The organism is Xylophilus sp. Leaf220 (assembly GCF_001421705.1).
Lineage (GTDB): Bacteria > Pseudomonadota > Gammaproteobacteria > Burkholderiales > Burkholderiaceae_C > Xylophilus.
Genome location: NZ_LMKO01000027.1, coordinates 74,324 through 90,389, shown reverse-complemented (window position 1 = coordinate 90,389; position 16,066 = coordinate 74,324). Strand labels below are relative to the sequence as shown.

16 protein-coding genes are annotated in these 16,066 nt (G+C 70.2%); 7 read left to right on the top strand and 9 right to left on the bottom strand.

Annotated elements, in window-relative coordinates; translation table 11 throughout:
- The first annotated feature begins 4 nt into the window (after positions 1-4).
- The 4 genes from ASE76_RS18955 (at position 5) to ASE76_RS18940 (ending at position 3,179) form a co-directional block, all read left to right on the top strand.
- Positions 5-1,171 carry a PepSY domain-containing protein gene (locus ASE76_RS18955; protein WP_082448740.1) on the top strand — a complete coding sequence of 389 codons (1,167 nt, stop codon included), beginning with the start codon at positions 5-7 and terminating at the stop codon, positions 1,169-1,171.
- Entirely contained in the window at positions 1,168-1,398 is a 231-nt protein-coding gene (locus tag ASE76_RS18950) for a hypothetical protein (protein ID WP_055843227.1), read from the top strand. Before ASE76_RS18955 ends, ASE76_RS18950 begins: the two co-directional genes overlap by 4 nt.
- A gap of 197 nt (positions 1,399-1,595) precedes the next feature.
- Positions 1,596-2,522 (top strand): hypothetical protein, encoded by a 927-nt coding sequence (locus tag ASE76_RS18945; RefSeq protein ID WP_055843225.1) that lies wholly within the window; start codon positions 1,596-1,598, stop codon positions 2,520-2,522.
- An 84-nt stretch (positions 2,523-2,606) separates the two neighbouring features.
- Complete coding sequence (locus tag ASE76_RS18940) at positions 2,607-3,179, top strand: hypothetical protein (protein WP_055843223.1); 573 nt, start codon at positions 2,607-2,609, stop codon at positions 3,177-3,179.
- Between the two features lie 39 nt (positions 3,180-3,218).
- On the opposite strand, the gene ylqF is transcribed toward ASE76_RS18940, so the two are convergent.
- Complete coding sequence (gene ylqF / locus ASE76_RS18935; RefSeq protein WP_055843221.1) at positions 3,219-4,178, bottom strand: ribosome biogenesis GTPase YlqF; 960 nt, start codon at positions 4,176-4,178, stop codon at positions 3,219-3,221.
- 196 nt (positions 4,179-4,374) lie between these two features.
- On the opposite strand from ylqF, the gene gloA reads away from it, so the two are divergent.
- Entirely contained in the window at positions 4,375-4,914 is a 540-nt protein-coding gene (gene gloA, locus ASE76_RS18930) for a lactoylglutathione lyase (RefSeq protein ID WP_055843219.1), read from the top strand.
- A gap of 7 nt (positions 4,915-4,921) precedes the next feature.
- On the opposite strand, the gene ASE76_RS18925 is transcribed toward gloA, so the two are convergent.
- The 4 genes from ASE76_RS18925 to ASE76_RS18910 all read right to left on the bottom strand — a co-directional run bounded on the left by ASE76_RS18925 (position 4,922) and on the right by ASE76_RS18910 (position 8,953).
- Positions 4,922-5,830 (bottom strand): SMP-30/gluconolactonase/LRE family protein, encoded by a 909-nt coding sequence (locus ASE76_RS18925; protein ID WP_055843217.1) that lies wholly within the window; start codon positions 5,828-5,830, stop codon positions 4,922-4,924.
- A gap of 158 nt (positions 5,831-5,988) precedes the next feature.
- Positions 5,989-6,465, bottom strand: coding sequence for a CreA family protein (locus ASE76_RS18920; RefSeq protein WP_055843215.1), 477 nt, complete (start codon positions 6,463-6,465; stop codon positions 5,989-5,991).
- 63 nt (positions 6,466-6,528) lie between these two features.
- Positions 6,529-6,870 (bottom strand): 2Fe-2S iron-sulfur cluster-binding protein, encoded by a 342-nt coding sequence (locus ASE76_RS18915; protein WP_055843213.1) that lies wholly within the window; start codon positions 6,868-6,870, stop codon positions 6,529-6,531.
- The gene (locus tag ASE76_RS18910; protein ID WP_055843211.1) at positions 6,857-8,953 is read right to left on the bottom strand and encodes an ATP-dependent helicase; all 2,097 of its coding nucleotides are present in this window, start codon (positions 8,951-8,953) and stop codon (positions 6,857-6,859) included. The genes ASE76_RS18915 and ASE76_RS18910 overlap by 14 nt, the downstream gene beginning before the upstream one ends.
- 85 nt (positions 8,954-9,038) lie before the next feature.
- On the opposite strand from ASE76_RS18910, the gene ASE76_RS18905 reads away from it, so the two are divergent.
- The gene (locus tag ASE76_RS18905) at positions 9,039-9,941 is read left to right on the top strand and encodes a DUF72 domain-containing protein (RefSeq protein WP_055843209.1); all 903 of its coding nucleotides are present in this window, start codon (positions 9,039-9,041) and stop codon (positions 9,939-9,941) included.
- Here the strand turns inward: ASE76_RS18905 and ASE76_RS18900 are convergent.
- On the bottom strand, positions 9,938-10,837 hold the full coding sequence (locus tag ASE76_RS18900) for an extensin family protein (RefSeq protein WP_236698532.1): 900 nt from the start codon (positions 10,835-10,837) through the stop codon (positions 9,938-9,940). The genes ASE76_RS18905 and ASE76_RS18900 overlap by 4 nt on opposite strands.
- A 79-nt stretch (positions 10,838-10,916) precedes the next feature.
- Between ASE76_RS18900 and ASE76_RS18895 the strand changes: the two genes are divergently transcribed.
- Positions 10,917-13,379, top strand: coding sequence for an ATP-binding protein (locus ASE76_RS18895; protein ID WP_055843207.1), 2,463 nt, complete (start codon positions 10,917-10,919; stop codon positions 13,377-13,379).
- Between the two features lie 97 nt (positions 13,380-13,476).
- On the opposite strand, the gene ASE76_RS18890 is transcribed toward ASE76_RS18895, so the two are convergent.
- The 3 genes from ASE76_RS18890 to ASE76_RS18880 all read right to left on the bottom strand — a co-directional run bounded on the left by ASE76_RS18890 (position 13,477) and on the right by ASE76_RS18880 (position 16,008).
- Positions 13,477-13,839, bottom strand: coding sequence for a diacylglycerol kinase (locus tag ASE76_RS18890; RefSeq protein WP_236698534.1), 363 nt, complete (start codon positions 13,837-13,839; stop codon positions 13,477-13,479).
- An 83-nt stretch (positions 13,840-13,922) separates the two neighbouring features.
- Positions 13,923-15,311: an ATP-binding protein gene (locus ASE76_RS18885; protein ID WP_055843334.1), complete on the bottom strand. Its 1,389-nt coding sequence runs from the start codon at positions 15,309-15,311 to the stop codon at positions 13,923-13,925.
- 25 nt (positions 15,312-15,336) lie between these two features.
- Positions 15,337-16,008 (bottom strand): response regulator transcription factor, encoded by a 672-nt coding sequence (locus ASE76_RS18880; RefSeq protein ID WP_055843206.1) that lies wholly within the window; start codon positions 16,006-16,008, stop codon positions 15,337-15,339.
- Positions 16,009-16,066 lie beyond the last annotated feature (58 nt).

The window sequence follows — 16,066 nt, the reverse complement described above, 5'->3', positions numbered from 1 at the left end:
CACCATGCAGACCCTCCCCACGACGACGACGACCATCATTCCAGACGGCACCGCAGTGCCGCAGGCGCGCGCGCCGCACCGCTACCTCAGCTCGGCGGCCATCCGCAAATGGACCTGGGTGCACAAGTGGTCCAGCCTGGTCAGCACCACCTTCATGCTGCTGCTGTGCCTGACCGGCCTGCCGCTGATCTTCCACCACGAGATCGGCCACCTGCTGGGCACCGAGGTCGAGCCGCCCGCGATGGCCGCCGACACCCCGCGGGTGAGCGTCGACACCACCATCGCCCGCGCCAAGGAAATGCATCCCGGCAAGGTGATGCAGTTCTACGGCCCGGACGAGGACGACGACCGCATGGCCTTCGTCACGCTCAACACCACGGCCGACGCCACCGACGGCTTCACCAGCCTGATGTTCGACACCCGCACCGGCCGCGAGCTGGCGCACCCGCCGTTCGACGAGGGCTTCATGTACGTCATGTTCAAGCTGCACGTCGACCTGTTCGCCGGCCTGCCGGGCAAGCTGTTCCTCGGCTTCATGGGCCTGCTGCTGCTGGTGGCGATCGTCTCGGGCGTGGTGCTGTACGCGCCCTTCATGCGCAAGCTGGAGTTCGGCACCGTGCGGCGCGACCGCAAGGCCCGCACAAAGTGGCTCGACCTGCACAACCTGCTGGGCGTGGTGACGCTGGTGTGGGCCTTCGTGGTGGGCGGCACCGGCATGATCAACACCTGGGCCGACCTGATCTTCAAGTACTGGCAGAACGACCAGATGGCGCAGATGGTCGCGCCCTACAAGGGCCTGCCGCCGGCGACGAACCTGGCGCCGCTGCAGCAGGCGGTCGATGCGGCCGAGGCCCTGCTGCCCGACATGAAGCTGCGCTTCGTCGCGTTCCCCGGCAGCAACTTCTCCAGCCCGCACCACTACGCGGTGTTCATGAAAGGCAACACGCCGATCACCTCGCGGCTGCTGCAGCCGGTGCTGGTCGACGCGCAGACCGGCAAGGTCACCGACAGCCGTCCGCTGCCCTGGTACGGCACCGCGCTGCTGGTGTCGCAGCCGCTGCACTTCGGCGACTACGGCGGCCTGCCGCTGCAGATCCTGTGGGCGCTGCTCGACATCGCCACCATCGTCGTGCTGGGCTCGGGCCTGTACCTCTGGTTGAAAAAACGATGAGCCATTCGCACTCCAACATCCACGCCCGCGAGCGGCGTGCCCAGGCCCTGGCGCTGTGGGGCTGGCCCGTCGCGATGGGCCTGCTGTCGATCTTCGGCCTGCTGGCCGCGCTGGTCTACGACGGCTGGGGCGACACGGTGTCGTCCGTCGCGCTGGCGATCCCGGTGCTGGTGATCGTATGGTTCGGGTGGGTACGCAAGCCTGCCCGGCAAGGCAATGACGACTGACTTTTCAAGTAAAAACTGGCTGTAGCCGGCACTGCACGCCGACCATCAGCTACTATTTTTATAGCAAAAGACAGACTGTCGACAGATCCACTGGCGAGTTGCGAGGCGTCGAGGCAAAAACAGACGCCCGGGTAATATCCAGGCAGCCTGGCCGCGGCCCACGACAGCGCGGCCCTTCTCCAACCTTCGGACATGCCATGACCTCTCTTCGTCCCATCGCCGCCGCTGCGGTCTGCGCCCTCGCCGCTTTCGGCGCCCATGCCGGCGTCGCGATCGAAGGCTCCGGCGCCGGGCCCGACACGTTGAGTCGTACGACGGCGGAGCGGATGGTGGTGGAGCCGCAGGGCATCGGCCACATCCAGCTGATTCCGTACTACTCCACCAACGCCGGCAACCAGACCCTGTTGGCGGTCACCAACGAGGACGTGGTGAACGGCAAGGTGGTCAAGGTGCGCTTCCGCAGCATGGGCAACGGCGACACGGTGTACGACTTCACGCTGTTCCTGGGGCCCGGCGATGCGTGGACTGCCAACATCAGCCAGGACTCCGACGGCAAGGCCCGGATGCGCACGGCAGATACGTCGTGCACCGCTCCCTACGTGTCTCGGCTAGGCGATGGAACGCCTTTCGTCACCAACGAGCTGCCGCCGGTTACCTCTTCGTTCACAGAGGCGGGACGCGACGCGTGGACGCGCGAGGGGTTCGTCGAAGTCATCAATGCTGCAGACATACCGCCGACCCTCAATGCGAGCGGACGGGCCGGGCAGGCCAATCCGCTGTTCACCGCGTCCCGAGAGGCGGGCAACGGCGTTCCGACGTGCGGATCTGCAGAGCTGGGCGTGCTCGCCAACGATGTGCTGAACGAAGCCGACGCCGCGTCCAAGGGACTGGATACGCCCTCCGGCGGCCTGTCGGCCTATGCTTTCATCATCAACACCCGCAGCGCGTTTGTCGCCTGGAGTGTTGAAGCCACATCACTCCGGGCCGTGACCGGTCAGGGAAAGCGCGGCCGGGGCCGTCTGGTGGTTTCGCCGCAGACAGCCGATACGGTAGAGGTCGGAAAAGCCCGCTTGCTGACAGCAGACCCGTTGCTGACCCAGGCCCGCATGGATGCGCGGCAGTAGCACTTTCCCGATCTTTCCACGCCCTACCTTGCCGCGACCACCGCCGCGACACCGTTCGCACAGGCTACGCACACGGCGGAAGTGATGGCGGTCACCAGTTTCAGCAACCAGACCTCCACGCTGCAGGCGATCGCGTCCATGACCGATTTCGTGGTGACCGAGCCGATGAAACGCTACTTCGTCGGGCTGGATTACGCGGCCATCTCGGACGCCGACAAACTGGTCATCCCGACGACGAACGGTTTCTACAACAAGCCCATCACGGTCGCCGCCCAGAACCGCGCGTGCTCCAAGTACGAACAGAACGTCTCGGCCTTTCTGGGGTATGACCGGACAGGCCGGAGCTATGCCCCCGACCAGGGCGCCTTCATCGGTGGTGTTCCACGACCGGGTTGGACAGCTTTGTGCGGCAGCACGAGCGTCTACGCGATCAACAGCGGCCCGCCCGTCTCGGTACTCAAGTCAAACGCGGCGCACCTCTTGTACCCCTTCACTTCGTTCCAGGAGGGCTGGTTGCGCTTCAACACGCCGGGGGCGGGTGCGGGCCTGCCGATCATCGGCTTCTCGGTCAGCTCGGCTGTGGGCGATGCGAGCAACGGCATCTCGACCAACTACGGCTGGACAGTCAAACACAAGGGCACGCCGTTCGAGCGCTGAGCGGTACACGACCGCAGGTGCCGGCGCCTGCGGACCTGCTCAGGACGCCGACATGTCTTCGTCCTGCGCCGCGCCCTTCTTGCCGCCCTTGCGCGCATCCTTCTTCGCTTGCCGCGCCGCCTCCTGCCGCTCGCCTTCGGCCCACCAGGCGGTGAACTCCTCGGGCGTCTCCAGCGTGATGCGGCCCAGGATGGCGCTGCGGAAATCGTGGATCACGATCTCGGCGGCTTTCTGCAGGTCGATCCGGCCCTTGCCGCGCAGGGCGCCGCGCTGTTTGCCGATGCTCTCCAGCACCTCTTCGTCCTTCATGCCGGCGATGTCGGCCGCGCTGCCGGGCAGCTTGTAGCGGGCCTGCAGCAGGGCGGCATAGGGCTGCTTGGTGTAGTTGAGAAACTCCAGCGCCACCTCCTCCTCGTCGTAGGCGTTGCGGCCCACCGCGCCGCCCGCGGCCAGATTGAAGCCGCTCTGCACGACCGAGATGCGCGGCCACAGCATGCCGGGCGTGTCCCACAGATAGAAGTCGTCGGCCAGCACGATGCGCTGCTCCAGCTTCGTGATGCCGGCCTCGTCGCCCGTCTTGGCCTTGCGGGATCCGGTGAGGGTGTTGAGCAGCGTCGATTTGCCGACGTTGGGCACGCCGCAGATCAGCACCCGCATCGGCTTGGCCATGCCGCCGCGCAGCGGGGCCAGGGCGTGGCAGGCGCTCACGATCTGCTTGGCGGGCATCGGCTGGCTGGCGTCGAGGGCGATGGCGCGGGTGTCCGACCGGGCGTTGTAGTGGGCCAGCCACTGCGTGGTGCGGGCGGGGTCGGCCACGTCCTGCTTGTTGAGCACCTTCAGCGCCGGGCGGCCGGCGGTCAGTTCGGCCAGCAGCGGGTTGGCGCTGGAGCCGGGCATGCGGGCGTCGAGCAGTTCGATCACCACGTCGATGTCCTTGACCCGCTCGGTGATCGCCTTGCGGGTCAGGTGCATGTGACCGGGAAACCATTGGATGGCCATGCGGGAATTCTTTCTTGGGGGAAGCGGCGGTGCGCCGCGACGGGACACGGCGGACACGGGAAACGGGGAGGCAATACAGCGCCTGGCAGCGGGTATTTTCCCCGCTCCCGGCAGCGCGCCCTTCTGCGACCGGTTACGCCCGCGTGGCCGGGGCTGCGGCATCATGGCCGATCCCCCTGAACGCACCCCGCCTGCCATGACCTTCCGCACCGAAACGTACCCCGGCGTCGCCGCCGAATCGCCCGCCGCCGCCCGCGGCTTCGTCTTCAACCACACCATGCTGCGGGTGAAGGACCCGGCGGTGGCGCTGGCCTTCTACACCGGCACGATGGGCATGCGGTTGCTGCGCAAGCTCGACTTTCCCGAGATGAAGTTCTCGCTGTACTTCCTGGCCCATGCCGACGGCACCGGCCCCGGTGCGCCCGACGATGTGGCCGACCGTACCGAGTACACCTTCTCGCAGCGCGGCGTGCTGGAACTGACGCACAACTGGGGAACCGAGGACGATCCGGATTTCCGCTACCACGACGGCAACGCGCAGCCCCAGGGCTTCGGCCACCTCTGCTTTTCGGTGCCCGACCTGCAGGCCGCGGTGCAGTGGTTCGACGCGCAGCAGGTGCCGTTCAAGAAGCGGCCCGAGCAGGGCAGGATGAAGGACGTCGCCTTCATCACCGATCCCGACGGCTACTGGATCGAGATCGTGCAGCCGTCGCTCAACCGCGCACTCGGCGGCTGAAGACGCCTCAGTCGCGCGCGAGTACCGCCGGAAGCCCCGGTACGTCCACCCGTACCGTCAGCACCTTGCCCGCCCACGGCTCGCGCGCCAGCTCGTCGGCCGGCCGTTTCTCGCGGCTGGTGGTGATGTAGAGCGTGCGCAGGTCCGGCCCGCCGAAGCAGGCCATGGTGGGGCAGCGCACCGGCAGGGCCAGCGTGCCGACGGTCTCGCCCTGCGGCGAGATACGCACCAGCCGGGCGCCCTCGAACATCGCAGCCCAATAACATCCTTCGGCATCGACTGCGCCGCCGTCGGGCCGGCCACCGTAGACGGCCAGGTCCTGCCCGTCCTGCTTCAACGGAAACTGAACGAAGGTGCGGCGGTTCGACACGCCGCCCGTAGCGCCGTCGAAGTCGAGCGCCTGCACCCGGTGGCCACGGGTGTCGGCCCAGTACATCGTGCGTCCGTCGGGGCTCCAGGCCAGGCCGTTGCTGTTGGTGATGCCGTCCTGCATCCGCGTCATCCGGTCGCCGTCGAGGCGGTAGAGCGCCGCGTCGGGCGGATCGCGCGGCTCGTAGATGGTGCCGGCCCAGAAGCGGCCCTGCGGATCGGTCTTGCCGTCGTTGAAGCGCTCGGTCGAAGGGTCGTAGGGCGCATCGGCCCGCGGCGTGCGCTGCCCGGTCGCCGGATCGAACGCGACGACGCCGGTGCGCAGCGCCAGCAGCAGGCCGCCGGCCTCCCGCGCCGCGCAGCAGGCCACGTCGGTCTCGAACTCCCACGCGTCGTGGCGCGCAGCCACCGGGTCCCAGCGGTTGAGCGCGCGGCCCGGAATGTCGCACCAGTACAGCACCTGCTCGCGCGGATGCCACAGGGGTGATTCCCCGAGAAGGCTGGCCGGGATGGGTAAAGCTTCGATAGCGCTGGCGACGATGGTCATGGTGCGATAAAAAATCAAAGACGACAAAAACCAGGCAGCCTGCCAACCCAGCGCCGCGATCTCCCAGAAACACCGTGGATCCGGCTCCGCCGGTCCACCGGTGTTGCCCCCGGAAGGGGGTAGGCGAAGACGCGGAGCGCGCAGCCTGGGGGAGAGCTCTACTTCACCGGGATGGCCGAGCCGACCGGCACCGCCGTCACCCCGTTCTGCGGAGATCCCTCGATCACCCGGTCGGAGTAGGTCAGGTAGACCAGCGTGCTGCGCTTCTGGTCCACCATGCGCACCACCCGCAGCTTCTTGAACACGAACGAGATGCGCTCGGTGAACACTTCTTCCTGCCGTTCCAGCGGCTTGCCGACGAAGCTGATCGGGCCGACCTGGCGGCAGGCGATCGAGGCTTCGGCCTTGTCTTCGGCCAGGCCCAGCGCACCCTTGACGCCGCCGGTCTTGGCGCGGGAGACATAACAGGTCACGCCCTGCACCTTCGGGTCGTCGTAGGCGTCGACGACGATCTTGTGGTCGGGGCCGATGAACTTGAACACGGTGTCCACCTCGCCGATGGATTCGGCCCGCGCGGCGCCGGCCAGCAGCAGGACGGCAGCGGCCAAGACCGTCGTCACGATCGTCGTCTTCATAGCGCGTTGTCCCGGAAAGGTTGAAAGGGTGCGGATCTTCCCATGCCCCCTGGGGCCCGGTTGTCAGCGCGTGTTGTCGACCGGCGGCAGCACCTGCTGCGCACGCGGTACGGTCAGCACCACGTCGGCCGCCGGATGCGCCACGCAGGGCAATACCCAGCCGTCGCGCTTCTCGTCCAGGCTCACGCCGGGCCACGGGATCGCATAGCGCACGCTGCCTTGCGGCATATGGCACAGGCAGGCGCGGCAGGTGCCGTTGCGGCACGAGGTGGGCAGCTCGATGCCGGCGAAGGCGGCGGCCTCGGCCAGCGTGAGGGCGGCGGGCGCCTCCACCGTCCAGCCGTGCGGGTCGAGGCGCAGGGCGAAAACGCGGTCGTCCGGCTCCACCGCGCTATTTCCAGGCATCGCGCGCCCGTTCCCGCACGCCGACGGCCATGCGCTGGGGCACCCCGCCGCCCGGGGCGGCCGCATCCGGCGGCGGCCAGAAGACCTGGTCGAAATCCAGCAGCGCACGCTCGTCGATGAAGCGGGAGCGCGCGGCGTACATGTGCCGGTCGCCGCGCGCGGCCTGCTGGGTGACGTAGAAGCGGTGCGGCACCACCAGGTGCAGGTGGTCGCGGGCGCGGGTCATCGCCACGTAGAGGAGGCGGCGCTCTTCCTCGATCTCGGCGCTGCTGCCGGTGGCCATGTCCGACGGGATGCAGCCGTCGACCACGTTGAGGACCGAGACCGATGTCCACTCCTGCCCCTTGGCCGAGTGGATGGTGGAGAGGACGAGGTAGTCCTCGTCCAGCAGCGGCACGCCGGAGCGGTCGCTGGTGGACTCGGGCGGGTCCAGCGTCAGCTCGGCCAGGAAGCGCTCGCGCGAGGAATGCCCGGCGCCCAGGCGCACCAGCTGCTCCAGGTCGGCGCGGCGCACCGCCGCGTCCTCGTGCAGCCGCTCCAGGTGCGGCGCATACCAGGCCAGCGCGCGTTCCAGGTCGCCGGGCCAGGCCGACTGCAGCGGATCGCGCAGCGCGGCGTACAGCGTGGCGAAGGGTGCCCAGTCGCCGGCCAGCGCGGCGTTGGGCACGAAGGCGGCCAGCGCGGCGCCCGGCTCGGCGGCGGTGTCCATCGCGTCGAGCAGCCGGGCGGCGGTGGCCGGGCCCAGGCCGGGCAGCAGCTGCAGCACCCGGAAGCCCGCCAGCCGGCTGCGCGGGTTCTGCACGAAGCGCAGCACGGCCAGCAGGTCCTTCACATGCGCGGCCTCCAGGAATTTCAGCCCGCCGAACTTCACGAAGGGGATGTTGCGCCGGACCAGCTCCAGCTCCAGCCCGGCGCTGTGGCTGGAGGTGCGGAACAGCACCGCCTGCGAAGTGAGCCGCAGCCCGCCCTCCCGCAGCGCCAGGGCCTTCTCGGCCACCCAGCGTGCCTGCTGCGCCTCGTCGGGCACCACCACCACCTGGCCGCGCCGGGTGCCGGCGCGGTCGGTCCAGAGCTGCTTGGCATGGCGCTCGGGCGCGCGGGCGATCACCGCGTTGGAAACGTCGAGGATCGGCTGCACCGAGCGGTAGTTGCGGTCCAGCGTGACGATGCGCGCCGGCGGCTCGAACAGCGCCGGGAAGTCGAGGATGTTGCGCACCGTGGCGCCACGGAACGAGTAGATCGACTGCGCGTCGTCGCCGACCACCGCAAGCCCGCGGCCGTCGGGCTTCAGGCCCAGCAGGACCGCGGCCTGCAGCCGGTTGGTGTCCTGGTATTCGTCGACCAGCACATGGTCGAAGCGTGCGCCGATCACCGGGCCGAGGGCCGGGTCCTCGGCCATGTCGCGCCAGAAGAGCAGCAGGTCGTCGTAGTCGACCGTGTTCTGCCGTTGCTTGGCCTCCACGTAGGCGCCGAACAGGCGCTTGAGCTGCACCTCCCACTCGGCGCACCACGGGAACGCGGTCTTCAGCACCTCGGCCAGCGGCTCGCAGGTGTTGACGCAGCGCGAGTAGATCGACAGGCAGGTGCCCTTCAGCGGAAAGCGCTTCTCGGTGCCGGTCAGGCCCAGGTCGTGCCGCACGATGCCCATCAGGTCCTCGGCGTCGCCCCTGTCGTGGATGGTGAAGCTCTCGTCCAGCCCGGCCTGCGCGGCGTACTCGCGCAGCAGCCGGGCACCGATGCCGTGGAAGGTGCCCGACCAGGGCAGCGTGGGCGGTGCGGTCGTCGCCGGCAGGGCCAGCACCCGCGCCAGCACGTTGCCGACGCGGCGCTCCATCTCGGCCGCCGCGCGGCGCGAGAAGGTCAGCAGCAGGATGCGCTGCGGATCGGCCCCGTGCAGCACCAGGTTGGCGACGCGGTGCGCCAGCGTCGTCGTCTTGCCCGAGCCCGCGCCGGCGATCACCAGCATCGGCCCCGCGGGCGTGGCCGGCCCGCCCGGCACCAGCCCGTGCCAGACGGCCTCGCGCTGGCGGTCGTTGAGGGCGGCGAAGGCGGCGGTGGCGGCGTCGGTCGGAAGGGTGGGCATGGCGGTGGTGGGCGGAATCCGCTACTGTATATTCATCCAGACATTACCCGCCGCGGACCGTGTTGTCCGCAGCGAACCCACCGCCATGCCCCTGCTCGTCGGCACCGCCTCCTGGACCGATCCCACGCTGATCGCCTGCGGCAGGTTCTATCCGCCGGAGGTCCGCACGCCCGAGGCCCGGCTGCGCTTCTACGCCACCCGGTTTCCGCTGGTCGAAGTCAGCTCCAGCTACTACGCCCTGCCCTCCGCCGCGAACGCCGACCGCTGGGTGGCGCGCACGCCGCCGCACTTCAGCTTCGACGTGAAGGCGCACCGCCTCTTCACCGGCCATACCGCGACGGCCGAGGCGCTGCCGCCCGATCTGCGCGCGGTGGTGGCGGACGCGCTGGGCACGGACGAGCACCGGCCTTTCGTTTACGGCGAACTGCCGCACCCGGTGCGCGACGAGTTGTGGCACCGGTTCCGCACCGCGCTGCAGCCCCTGCACGCGGCCGGCCGGCTGGGCGCGGTTCTGTTCCAGTTCGCGCCGTGGGTGCGCGCCGGTGCGGCGGGCGAGGCGCTGGTGGAGCACTGCGTGGACCGGATGGCCGGCGGCCCGGCGGCAGTGGAGTTCCGGCACCGGAGCTGGTTCGCCGATGGCCAGGGGGCACGCACCCTGGCCCTGCTGCGGGCACTGGGCGCGGCGCACGTGGTGGTGGACGGCCCGGTCGGGGCGTTCGAGAACTGCGTCCCGGCGGTGTGGAGCGCGACATGCCCGGCATTGGCGGTGGTGCGCCTGCACGGGCGCAATGCGGCGGCCTGGAACGGCCGGGCCGGGGGGGCGTCGTCGGGGCGTTTCCGGTACGAATACTCCGATGCGGAGCTGGGAGCGATGGTGCCGGCGTTGCGGAACCTGGAGGCGGAGGTGGAGCGGGTGCATGTGGTGGTGAACACCAACCACCGGGACCAGGGGCAGACGAATGCCCGGCGCTTGCTGGACCTGCTTTAGCGGCAGACCCGGTACGGACCCCGGTCCAGATGGAAGTGGTCCCGGTGCGCGGCGTTGTATCCCGGCCCCAGCACCCCGTCGAAGAACCCGCACGCGCCGCGCTGCACCTCCGCCAGGAACAGGGCAGCGGGCGCATCTGTTCCCGCCGGCTGTGCATTTGCGGCCGCGGAACCGGTAGTTGCCACCTCCGCCGGCGCCCGCCAGTCCGACACCACCCGCACCCGCCGCCCGTCCGCGAACCGGAACCCGGTGATGTCGATCGCGTCCGCCGTGGCATGCCGGCTGCGCCGCCCTTCGGCCTGTCCGTAGACGTTGCGGCACGCCAGGCTCCCGACCTGGTCGATCCGCGACAGCGCCGCACCGAAGTGCCGCAGCGCCGCCGGCTGCACCACGTGCCGCTCCCACAGCGCCAGCGACACCGCGGCCGGGCAGCTCATCACCAGACTGCCGCCCAGCGGCACCTGCGTGCGGGCCAGCCGCACGGTGTTGCGCAGCGGGCAATCGGGGCCCGCTTCGCCGTCGGGCAGCGGCGAGAAGGCGAAACCGGCGGTGTCGAGCGTCGCCAGGCACAGCGCCGGCTCGCCAGACAGCCGCTGCAGCTTCAGCCGCGTCAACAGGTTCGGCGGCGCTTCCACCTGCAAAGGCGACCACGGGTTCCACGCATCCGGCCACGGGATCCGGCCGGTCGCCACGCCGAAGACCCCGCCGGCCACGGCGGCCAGGACGAGCACCGACAGCCAGCCGCCCCATGCGACGCGGCCCGCCTCGGTCCTACCCCGCAGCCTCGGTTCCGTCCTACGTCCTGTTGCTCGCACGCCCACACGCATCTTCTTAAGCCCCTGCAATAATTCCGCAACGCCGGTCCGGCACCGCTGGACGCCGACAGCTCCCACCATTTTGGACGCCCCAGCCTCTCCACCCCCTCTCTCAGACGCCGCGTTACCTTTTCTCCGCGGGGGCGGTGCCACCGGTGCGTTGATCCGTGCATTCGACTGGGCCGCCACGCCCCTGGGAGCGCCCCACACCTGGCCCGCCGTCCTCCGTACGCTGGTCGAGTTGATGCTTGCCGCCCCCGAGCCGCGCTTCCTGGCCTGGGGTCCCGAGAAGATCGTTCTGTACAACGACGGCTATGCCGCCATCTGCGGCGACAAGCATCCCTGGGCGCTGGGCCAGCCTTTCGCGCGCATCTGGGCCGACATCCTGCAGGACGTCGAGCCGATCATGGCCCGCACCTATGCCGGCGAAGTGGTGCACATGGAGGACATCCGCTTCACCATGTTCGACCGGCACGGCTATGCCGAGGAAACGCACTTCTCTTTCACCTACATCCCGGTGCACGACGCAGACCCGTCGGGCAGCGGCGCAGATACCGTGGTCGGCATGTTCTGCACCTGCGCCGAAACCACCGCCCGCATCCTGACCGAGCGGATGCTGGCGTTCCAGCTGCAACTGGGCGACCGGCTGCGGGCGCTGGACGATTCGGAGGCCATCAAGGCGCTGTCGGCCGCCATGCTCAACGAGCAGTTGCAGGTGGCGCAGATCGGCTATGCCGAGGTCGATGCGCAAGGCCGGCATGCGGCCGTCACCTCGGCGCACGACGACGGCCGGCTGGTACCGCTCGAAGGCCGCCGCAACCCGCTCGGCCAGCTGCCGCTCCTGTTCGACGAGATGCTCCAGGGCCGCAACGTGGTGCTGCCCGACGTGGCGGCGGCCACGCACAGGCTGCTTCCGGACATCGTCGAGGAATGCCGGCGCCTGGCGGTCAACAGCCTGGTGATGGTGCCGCTGGTCAAGCACGGGGCCCTGGTGGCCTACCTGTTCCTGGCACACCCCGAGCCACGCCACTGGCTGCCGCACGAGGTCGAACTGGCCCACGACGTGGCCGAGCGCACCTGGGCGGCGGTGGAGCGCGCCACCTCCGGCCAGCAGCTGGCGCAGACGCGCGAACGGCTGGCCGCCACGCTGGAGGCCGCCAACATCGCCACATGGGACTACGACATCGCCCGCGACGTGCTGGTGCCCGACCGCAACATGGCGATGCTGTTCGGCGTGCCGAACGACGAAACCCTGACCGGCGCGCCGCTCGAATCCTTCGTGCTGGGCGCGCACCCCGACGACCAGGACCAGGTACGCGCCTCGTTCCGGGCCGCCTGCGCCACCGGGAGCGACTGGCATACCGAATACCGGCTGATGCAACCCGGCGGCAGCCACCGCTGGCTGATCGCCCGTGCCCGGATCGAACGCGATGCGAGCGGCCGCGGTTCCCGCATGCTCGGCGTGCTGGTCGACATCACCGACCGCAAGCAGGCGGAGCAGGCCCTCCAGGAGGCCGACCGCCGCAAGGACGATTTCCTGGCCACGCTCGCCCACGAATTGCGCAACCCGCTGGCACCGATCCGCAGTGCCGCCCGCATCTCCAGCGACCCGGCCGCCACCATCCAGCAGCTGCGCTGGAGCCACGAGGTGATCGAGCGGCAGGTGCGCACCATGGCATTGCTGCTCGACGACCTGCTCGACGTGTCGCGGATCACCCGCGGCATCCTGGAAGTGCGCCGGGAGCTGATCGGGCTCCACACCATCGTGGACTCGGCGGTCGAGACCGCGCGGCCGCTGCTGGAAGCACGCCGCCACGCCCTGGCGCTCGACCTGGGCGACGTGCCGGTGCGGGTGCTGGCCGATCCGCTGCGGATGGCGCAGGCGCTCTCCAACCTGCTGACCAATGCCGCCAAGTACACCGACCCGGGCGGCAACATCCTGCTGATGGCGCGGCTCGACGGATCGCAGCTGGAACTGCGGGTACGCGACAACGGCATCGGCCTCACGCCTGCGGCGCTGCAGCGGGTCTTCGCGATGTTCTCGCAGGTCGAATCCGCGCTAGACCGGTCCGAGGGCGGCCTGGGCATCGGCCTGGCGCTGGTCAAGGGTTTGGTCGAGCTGCACGGTGGCAGCGTCTCGGCCGCCAGCGCCGGGCCGGGGCTGGGCAGCGAGTTCGTGCTCCGCATCCCGAACGCGGTGCGACTCGAACCCGAACTGGCGCCCCTGCCGCCTGCGCCACCCGAAGTGCCGCAGGCCGCCGGCCGCCGGGTGGCGCTGGCCGACGACAACGAGGACGGCGCCGAGACGCTCGCCGCGCTGCTGGAACTCGACGGCCACGAGGTGCGCATCGCCAACGACGGCCTTGCCGCACTGGAGCTGGTGCGCAGCTACCGTCCCGAGATCGCGTTCCTCGACATCGGCATGCCGGGCCTCAACGGCTACGAAGTCGCACGGCAGCTGCGCGAATCGCCGATCGAGGGCGCGCCCCTGGTCTTGGTCGCCCTGACCGGCTGGGGCGGCGCCGACGACCGCAAGCGCGCCATGGAAGCGGGCTTCGACCACCACCTGACCAAACCGGTGGACCCGGACGCCATCACCGAGATCCTGGCGCGCCTGGGCTGAGGGCGGCGGCGTGTGCCGCATCCTGACCCAGGCTACGAATTTTATAGCTACTTGTCGGCCTACCACGCCGGCTACAGGCCTTTTTCGATCGAAGAAATCACCCAGCGCCGGCCACCGCTTGCCAGCGGGCGATGAGGGCGGCGCACCAGACCGCGCCGCAGAACAGCGTGCTGAGCAGTACCGCGGCGCTGCCCAGGTCCTTGGCCTTTTTCGACAGCGCGTGCCACTCCGGCCCGATGCGGTCGACGACCGCCTCGACCGCCGAATTGAGCAGTTCCACCACCAGCACCGCGACGACGCTGCCGGCAAGTACCGCCACCTCCACCCAGCCTCGCCCGAGCCAGACGGATGCCGGCAGCATCCCGCACGCCAGGATCGCCTCCAGCCGGAACGCCTTTTCGCCCCAGGCGGCGCGCAGGCCCTGCACCGAGTAGCCCGCGGCATGCCAGAGCCGCGCCATGCCCCGGCGTGCCTTGTGCGCGGCGGCGGCATGCGGCACCGGGGCCGGACCTGCACCGCCGGATCGTGGGTCGGGCGGGCCCATCAGATGACGGGGAGCAGGTGGATTCGCGCCTCCAGCCCCGGCTGGCCGTCGGGCAGCGGGGACACCAGCTCCAGCCGGCCCCGGTGTCGCTCGACGATGGTGGAGACGATCGACAGGCCCAGGCCGTAACCGGCGCGCGAATCGGTGTCGCGCACATGGCGGCTGCGCAGGGCCTGCAGGCGTTCGGGCGGCACGCCGGGACCGTGGTCGCGCACCACCAGCACGCAGGGCGCCTGCACGTCGATCTCGACGCCGCGGCCTTCTCCGTAGCGCAGCGCGTTCTCGACCAGGTTGCGCAGCGCGATCGCCAGTCCGTCGACGTCGCCCTGCGCGGCGGGCACCGGCCCGTCGGGCACCCGCAGCACCAGCCGTTCCTGCAGGGCGGGCGTCAGCCAGAACTCCTGCGCCATTGTGGCGGCCAGCTGCACCAGGTCCACCGGCGCCTGCACCAGGCCGGCGGCCGACTCGGCCCGCGACAGCTGCAGCAGCTTCTCGGTGCGGTGGCGCAGCACGTCGAGCGCGGTCATCGCCGCCTGCACGTCGCGGGGCGATACGCCGCCTTCGGCATCGAGCGCGGTCTGCAGCCGCAACCGCACCGCGGCCAGGGGGGTGCGCAGCTCGTGCGCTGCATTGGCCGCCAGGGCCCGCTCCACGTCGAGCGACTGCTTGAGCCGCTCCAGCAACAGGTTGACCCGCTCGCCGACCGAGAACAGCTCCCGCGGCATGCCGGCCAGCGGCAGGGGCCGCAGGTCGTCGCCGCCGCGCACGGCGATCTCGCCTTCGAGCCGCTGCAACACCCGCAGTTCGCGCCGCGCCACCGCCCCCAGCAGCAGCGGCAGAATCGCCAGCACCGCCAGCATCGGCACCGCCAGCCCCAGCAGCACCCGCCGCACCGCGCGGCGCCGATCGGGCCGGGGATCGGCCAGCTGCAGCAGCAGGGGCCGCTGCGGATGCACCGCGGTGAAGATGCGCCAGCCGTCGCGGTTGTAGAAGCCCTGCTGCAGCGGCGCGCTGCCGAAGAAGCGAGCCCGCAGGGCCGGCTCCGATACCAGCAGCGGGCGGCCCTGGCTGTCGACCAGCCGGTAGACCAGGTCTTCGGTGCCGGCGAGCGGCGGCGGCGCCACCAGCGGCGGCGCGCCGTCGGCCGGCCGGCCGGCGACGTCGAGGTTGTGGGTGACGATGTCGAGCATCCGCTGCCCGCTCTCCTCCAGCTCGTTGTCGAAGTTGTGGTTGATCTGGTAATGGATGAACACCACCACGCCCGCCACGCAGACGATCCAGACCGCCGCCACCCAGAGCATCAGCATGCGGGTGAGGCGCTGGGCCAGGGTGGCGGCCGGTCGGATGCCGGCCACCGGCAGCGCGGCCGGCCCGAAAGTCGTGGTCATCGGCATGGCGATCGCGCAGCGCATCTCATGCCGCGTCCTCCGGTGCGTAGGCCAGCCGGTAGCCCAAGCCGCGCAGGGTCTGGATGTATTCGCGGCCCAGCTTGCGGCGCAGCCGGCTCACGAAGACTTCCAGCGTGTTGCTGTCGGTCTCGCTGTCGAAGCCGTAGAGCGCGTCCTGCAGCGTCTCGCGGGTGTGGATCCGGTCGGGGCGGGAGGCCATGACCCGCAGCAGCGCCCATTCCTTCGAGGTGAGCACCACCGGCGCGCCGGCCTTGCGCACCATGTCGCGCGCCAGGTCGATCTCGAGCGTGCCCAGGTGCAGCACCGGCGCGTCGTTGCCGCGGCGGCGTTCGATCGCGCGCAGCCGCGCCAGCAGCTCGCCCGGGTCGTAGGGCTTGACCAGGTAGTCGTCGGCCCCGGCGTCCAGGCCGCGGATCCGGTCGCTCACCTGGTCGCGCGCGGTGAGCGCGATCACCACCGGCCGGTCGGCCAGCGAGCGCAGCAGCGGCAGCAGCGAGAGGCCGTCGCCGTCGCCCAGGTGCAGGTCGAGCAGCACCGCGGCATAACGCGCACCGGCCAGCGCGGCCCGCGCCGACCGCAGGCCGTCGACCGGATCGACGACGAAGGACTTGGCGCGCAGGTAGCCGCAGACCGCTTCGGAGAGCGCGACGTCGTCTTCGACGAGCAGGATGCGCATGGCAGGGGCCCGGGGGGCGGTGTTGGAAAGAGAGAAGCGCCGCGTATCCGGACGACGG